This is a genomic window from Methylobacterium sp. J-059 (assembly GCF_022829485.1).
Lineage (GTDB): Bacteria > Pseudomonadota > Alphaproteobacteria > Rhizobiales > Beijerinckiaceae > Methylobacterium.
Genome location: NZ_JAKSYA010000139.1, coordinates 1 through 6,573, shown reverse-complemented (window position 1 = coordinate 6,573; position 6,573 = coordinate 1). Strand labels below are relative to the sequence as shown.

Genomic DNA, 6,573 nt, shown 5'->3' with positions numbered 1-6,573 from the left:
AGCCGGTTTGGACGATCGGAGGCTGGTCGCGCTGTCATGCGACGGGGCCGTGTCTCCTCTCCTCAGAGGATGGCCGCAAAGCTACCAAGCTTTGGCGTTTCGTCAACCGGATGGGATGCTCGCCTGCTCCAATGGCGATCGAGAGCCCTTGATCGCCCGCGGCCATGCCTTGGAGCCGTCGTGCGGGATGCTAGGGCGGGTAGGATCAGCGGAATTCGCCTGCTTCCCGTAAAATCAGCCCTCTCTAAGTCTCTCCTTTTATTTCTCTTTTTCTTCTCAACGGGAGTGTAGGGAGAATAGGGAGGAGATTCCTCGGGTATACATGAGACGGTTTTGAACGAGGCATGTCACGGCCTTGACCACCCCTTGTCTCGTCGTTTCCTCACCTCATCGTTTTGATTGTCTCATGCGTAGGGTGGGAAAATGCCTCCCTAGCCTCCCTAGCGCCCCAAATCAGGGCTAAGTCATTGATCCCGTTCACCCCCATCGCCGGGAGGCAAGATCTTCGCTTGGATCGCTAGCCTCTTACACTCCCTAAATTGGGCCGTTGCGATGGAACGGCTGGAGCGTTGGACCACGCAATCTGAAGGTCAATCTCAATCCTGACCAGAGGATAAGTGCGGTTTTCCCCGGTTCCGTGCCGATGCACCTCGTCGCGGCTAAACACCGATCATGGTCGAGCCGCCGAGGCGGTGCGACAGCCGTTCCATCTTTTGCACCCCTGGACGGGTTGTTCGCTGCGATGCGGCAGCCTAGGTTTGCAGTGCGGGACAGCGATGGCGTCGTGGTCCCGCTGTCCTTCTTGGACGTTTCCTCCAAGACTTCGGGCCGCCCCTTCGGGGGTGGCCTTTTTTCGTTGGACAGCAGCGTTCCTTATCAGCCTACGGCCGATCAGCCTCGTATGCTGCCAGGCGTCGAGGTATTCCGCTCACCCCGCAGCCTTGGCACCTCGGCTCTTAGATCCTCAACGCGGGCATGCAGCTCGCCGGTATCGACGACTGTCTCGACTAGGAGGTCCTGTGCCTTGGCCAGCGCCGCGCGTAGCTCGGCGTTCTCGGTCGCGAGCGCCAGGATCAAAGCCGCCGTGTCGTCGCTCATCCTTCAGCAACCTGTCCGGCTCACTCTGGTGTGCGCTGCATCAGCAGCCAGCTGGTCTGCCCGATCCGCTGCGGCGGCCCTGATGTTCATGCTGCCCTCACCGGCCTGGGCAACGAAGCCCCCGCGGAGCCCCCTGGCCCCGAGAAGCCGACGGCGTATCAGATCCGTAAGTCGATCACGCCGGACGCGATCATCTCGTTCCTCGACGGCAAGCCCTACAAAACCCTGAAGCGGCACCTGACCGTCGCCGGCCTGACGTTGGAGCAGTACCGTGTACGCTACGGGTCTGCCGTCGGACTACCCGTCGACCGCCGCAAGCTACTCCGCGCAACGGTCCGCGCTGGCCCACTCTCTTGGCCTGGGTCAGATGCGGCGCAAGACAAATCCTAAGGTCGTGGCAGCCTCCGCAGCCCCTTCGAAGACCCGCGGGCAGATGAAGGCTGCGGAAACGGCCTGAAGCCGCTCAGCGCCCCGTTCCGGCACACCGTGGCGCCCGTTACGGTGATGAGACCCTAACCAAGTGCCGCCATCCTGCACACGGGCCAAGTCGCGTATCGGCCTAGCTGGTGAGATCCGGGGTTCCCCCGCCCCGTGAGCAGATCGGGACGGGGCCGGGCCGTCGTGGGAGGTGCTGTGATACCGCCACGGTTGCTGCTCGTGCTTAATGGGGCTTAAGCTACTATCATCCGCCCACGACCAAGCGCAGATCAGAGCCCACTGAGCCTGAAACCCGAACGCAGTTGCGGCCCAATCTCTTGGCTTCGTATAGAGCGGCGTCGGCAGTACAAAATAGCACCGCTGGTTCAATGGCAATTCCTTCGGGTATCTGAGCTACCCCGCAACTCACGGTCAGCACCTCGTGCTTGCTACTGGCATGAGGGAGCTTCCAGCCCGCCACAGTCTCTTGGATACGACTGGCAACGATCTTGGCACCCTCCTCACCTGTATCAGGGAGGATGACGGCAAACTCCTCGCCGCCGATGCGGTAACCGGTATCGTCAGAACGGCTGATGACGGCTTCCATTGATCGCGCGATGAGCTCTAAGGCCTCATCGCCTTTCTGATGCCCGTAACGGTCGTTGAACCCCTTGAACGAGTCGGCATCCAGCAGGATCAGCGATAGAGGCTGTGAAGTTCGTACGGCGCGTGACCATTCTTGAGCTAAGACCTCGTCAAAGCGGCGACGATTGGGCAAGCCGGTCAACCCATCCGTCGTTGCCAGCTGTTCGAGTTCGACATTGAGCGCGCTCGTAGCCATCTCGGCAGCACGCCGACGATTGAGTTCGCAGCAGAATAACCACGTCAAGCCGATGGTGGCCCCACAGAGCGCTAGTACGGTCCCACCAAGGATCAGAGCCTTCTGCCACCAATCCGTATAGATATCTGCCAGCGGGATCGCGGTACTGAGCTGCAGGGGTTGATCTCTGACATGGGTGAACACGAAACGGCGTTCACCCTCTCCAAACATCGCTGGACCAACGAAGCTGCCGTCCTGGTGGGCCAGAATGCGCTGATAGCTTGGCTGCTGGGCGACGCTTTTGCCAAGCAGTTGTTGTTCGAATGGCTCCCGCATCAGGATCGAGCCGCCTGGTCCGTACAAGGTCACGGTGCCGATGCGAGCCACGCCTGCGGCGGCGAATAGGCCACGGAAGTAGTCGAGATGGATGGCGCCAGCGACGACACCGGCAAACGAACCGTCTGGGTTAGATAGGCGACGGCTCAGCATGACCACCCATTGTCCCGTCAAGCGAGAGATAGCCGGCGGGCTGATATGCAGCCCATCATCGCTATGAGCGATAAAGTATTGAAAATACTCACCATCGGCCCGGTTCAGCGCTCGTGGCGTGATCGATTGTGAGCTGGAAACGAGATCGCCAGTCGCATTCATCACCATGATGAAACCAAACCCGAGGCCGGTCGCCGAGCGATCGAACAAGATCATGTGACGAAGTTCGGGCGAGGCCTGCGCGACGTCCGGTCGCTTCATACCGTCGACCACCGCCTGTAACGATAGGCCATAGAGCTCGATATTGCGGGCGATATCGCGCTCCAGCACCTGCAGCAGGCTACGGGACGTGATCTCCGTCCGGCGGGTCGCATCCTCTCGCATGTCCCACAACATTACAGCGGACACGCTGCAGAGACCGGCAACGCAGGCGAGATTGAATGCCGTCAGCGAGCGCGCCGAGTGGGTCCAGCGTCCAAACAGGGCGAAGGGCGATCGGATGGTCATAGGCAGTCGTCATGTCCCGCACTCCGATTGTAGCCGAGGAAGCTTAACGATTTTCCATCAATCCACACCGCTTGGTGGATCAATCCCGTAAATTGTCGAGGAGCGGATGGCGTCGGTGGCTGTGGATTAAGCGCCAGTCACGACTGGTATCTTTCGCGCAGCTACCCTCTTCACTGACCGTTGAAAACAGCTCCCACCGCTCACTATCGTTTTTTATTAAACTAGGCCTTGTACGACCATAGGCTTGAAATAGGCCGATAAGGCGATTGGGATGCAGAACGAAGGGCGGTCCGGTATCCGGCACAGCGGGATAATACCGTTCGCTGCATCTGCGTCTCGGTCGTTCGGAGCTGACCGCCGCGGCGCCGTGGCCGTCATCTTCTGCCTCTGCACGACGGTGCTGCTCGGCCTCGTCGGCGGCGGCGTCGACTATGCCCGCCTCGCCGCCCGGCGGGCCCAGCTGCAGGGGGCCGTCGATGCCGGGGCGCTGGCCGGCGGCAACGCCCTCAAGCTCGCCCTGTCGAGCACCGCCGCGGTGGTCGGCGTCACCGAGCAGACGGTCCGATCCGAGGCGAAATCGCCGCCGGACCGGCCGCTGGCGGTTGAGGTCAGCGTGGGATCCGACAAAACCAACGTTTTGGTAACGGCCGCCGAAACCTTCAAACTGTCCTTCGGCAGCTTCGTCGGGATGCCCGCCGCCAAGCTCGCGGTGAAGGCGCAGGCGAGCGTCGTTGGGCGGATGCGCCTGTGCATGCTGGCGCTCGACCCGCTCGCGGCGGGTGCCTTCAACCTGCAGAAGAGCGCGCAGGTCACCGCTATCGATTGCGCGCTATATTCCAACTCCGCCTCTCCGACCGGCATGGTCGGGCAGCAGAACGCGATCGCCAAGGCGCAGACGATCTGCTCGGCCGGCGGCTACCTCGGCGTGCGGGCGAACTTCAGCCCGACGCCGCAGACCGGCTGCCCGGTGATCGATGATCCTCTGAAGGACCGTACCGCCCCATCGATCGGCGCCTGCGCGACACTACCGTTCCCATTGAATGTGCTGAATGTAAACAGCTTGAAGAAGATTGATTCGAGTATTACGCTCGAACCAGGAACGTATTGTGGTGGCCTACAGATCACGAAGAATGCTGTCGTCACGCTAAAGGCTGGAATTTATGTCATAGCAAATGGTCCGCTGATTGTTGATAAAAAAGCGTCGCTTAGCGGTACAGATGTGGCCTTCTACTTCACCGGGGATAAAGGCAGTCTTGTCTTTGACAAAGATACGACAATCAGCCTCTCGGCACCAACGACAGGCGTAATGGCGGGCTTACTTATCTCTGAAGATAGGACTGTGTCCTCTCCCTCAGATCCAAGCAACCTCATCACTACACTTCTTGGTGCAATACTCGCCCCACCTCCTGCACCCCTTGCAGCGACCAAGCCGATGCGGACGTACCGCATCCTCAGCGACAACGCCCGCACCATGCTTGGCACGATCTACCTGCCGGCGGGCCGCCTAGTGATCGACGCGACCAAGCCGGTGGCCGACCAGTCGGCCTACACCGTGATCGTGGCCCAGCAGATCAACCTCTACGAAGGCCCGAACCTCGTGCTCAACGCGAATTACGGCGCGACGAGCGTGCCGGTGCCGAAGGGCGTCGGCCCGGTCTCCGGCCGGCTGCTGCTGACGCAATGACGACGCCGATGACAGAAACCCGCTCCCCAAAGCACCTTGAAGGCGTTCGCTCGCGATCCAGCCCTTCTTCATTTTAACGAGAAAGCGGCCTAGAAAGCCAAGCCTCGATCCGGGCCGCCAAGCGATCCGCGCGGCTGTAAGGATCAGCTACGAACCAGATAACGCCCGCGAAGGCAGCTGCTCCGGCATAGATCCCCTTTCCGTCGAACAGGATTACGCCCAGCACGAGGCAAACACAGGCAAGGCCAATAGACAGCCATTTGAGGATGGCGGCGATGCGAGCGCGCCGGATCTCCTCTGACCAGCGATTGCGGCTGAATTTCACAGGAACCCGCTTCCCGTGCCCCGTCATTGGCTGGCCGATCGTTCGGCGCCATCCCCCCAACGTGACCCGGCACCCCCTCCCGCGGCAAGCACCTCCTACGATCCACATCGAAAAATGGCAGGCGTGGGTCGCCGATGGCCTCGGCACCGTCGCGATAGAGGAGCTGCGCGTCACCGGCCCGGAACTGACGGCAGTCGAGCGGGCAGCTGAGTATACTATAGACTAGAATTATTATTCGTCTTGCAGTTGCAATTGACCAGATTTGACTGAATTCTCTATACAAATACATGCTTCAGATAGGAAGTGTGGCGTATTATATATACACCTATCAAATTATTTCCTTGCGAATGCTATTGTGATCTAAAGGCATCACCACAGATTTTATAAAAGTTAGTCACAGCACAACCCTTTCAAAGACCCGCTCGTATCAGCATGAAGGGGCAGAATAAAGCGGACTTGCGCCTAGGGGGCAGCGATCCGCTGATTAGGGCGGAAGCGGGCACATGGCACAGCGGACATCGAACGGGCGTGCGCTCCACCGGGCGTACGTGGCCTCGACGGCGCTGGTGGGGATCTCGATCCGGACCACCGAGCGGCCGACGGTCCTGCACCTTGCCGCCTCTGCAGCTCTGCTCCGCGAACGGATTGGCCGCCTGCTGACCCTCGCCATTGAGACCTCAGCCTCATTGTTGGCTCGGTTGAGCAGCGTGGTTTTGAAGCGGGTTCGCCGTGCTCGACCCGCCGCCCAGATTAGGCGTCGCCGTCGCTTAGCGATGCTCACGTCGGCAGTCGCGGGCCTTGGTGCGGCGCCGTCTGTGATGGTTGATACGGCCGCCGCACAGTCGATGACTTATAACTACAGCGGCAGCACGGCGACATACACGACGCCCTTCACGGGCATCTTCACGATCACCGCTTACGGTGCCCAAGGTGGAAGCGGCAGCGTGGCGGGTGGCAAGGGGGCACAGGCCTCGGGCATCTTCAATCTGACGGGCAACGAAGAGCTTACGGTCGCCGTCGGTGGCGTCGGAACCTACAAGGTCTTTTCAGGTGGCGGCGGCGGCGGCAGCTTTATCATCGCACCGAACGCAACGCCGCTGGTCGTTGCCGGCGGTGGCGGTGGTGCGGGTTATTCGGCAAGCACGGGCGGTGGGGCCGGGCAGGCTACGACGGACGGTGAAGCCGGCGTGAGTGAGAATGGCCTCACCGGCGGTGCCGCCGGTACGAATGGCG

General features: G+C 60.8%; 4 protein-coding genes and 2 pseudogenes. 3 read left to right on the top strand and 3 right to left on the bottom strand.

What is annotated here, in order from left to right; genetic code table 11:
- Nucleotides 1-891: 891 nt before the first annotated feature.
- Nucleotides 892-1,098 carry a hypothetical protein gene (locus MKK55_RS20730; RefSeq protein WP_243937432.1) on the bottom strand — a complete coding sequence of 69 codons (207 nt, stop codon included), beginning with the start codon at nucleotides 1,096-1,098 and terminating at the stop codon, nucleotides 892-894.
- 84 nt (nucleotides 1,099-1,182) lie between these two features.
- On the opposite strand from MKK55_RS20730, the pseudogene MKK55_RS20725 reads away from it, so the two are divergent.
- Nucleotides 1,183-1,555 (top strand): annotated as a pseudogene (locus MKK55_RS20725) (MucR family transcriptional regulator); the annotation flags it as partial.
- 225 nt (nucleotides 1,556-1,780) lie between these two features.
- On the opposite strand, the gene MKK55_RS20720 reads toward MKK55_RS20725, so the two are convergent.
- On the bottom strand, nucleotides 1,781-3,331 hold the full coding sequence (locus MKK55_RS20720) for a sensor domain-containing diguanylate cyclase (protein WP_243937431.1): 1,551 nt from the start codon (nucleotides 3,329-3,331) through the stop codon (nucleotides 1,781-1,783).
- A 367-nt stretch (nucleotides 3,332-3,698) separates the two neighbouring features.
- Here MKK55_RS20720 and MKK55_RS20715 point away from each other — a divergent pair, with 367 nt between their 5' ends.
- Complete coding sequence (locus MKK55_RS20715) at nucleotides 3,699-5,015, top strand: pilus assembly protein TadG-related protein (RefSeq protein WP_243937430.1); 1,317 nt, start codon at nucleotides 3,699-3,701, stop codon at nucleotides 5,013-5,015.
- A gap of 73 nt (nucleotides 5,016-5,088) precedes the next feature.
- On the opposite strand, the gene MKK55_RS20710 is transcribed toward MKK55_RS20715, so the two are convergent.
- Complete coding sequence (locus MKK55_RS20710; protein WP_243934290.1) at nucleotides 5,089-5,340, bottom strand: hypothetical protein; 252 nt, start codon at nucleotides 5,338-5,340, stop codon at nucleotides 5,089-5,091.
- Between the two features lie 503 nt (nucleotides 5,341-5,843).
- Here MKK55_RS20710 and MKK55_RS20705 point away from each other — a divergent pair.
- Nucleotides 5,844-6,573, top strand: a pseudogene (locus MKK55_RS20705) (glycine-rich protein); the annotation flags it as partial.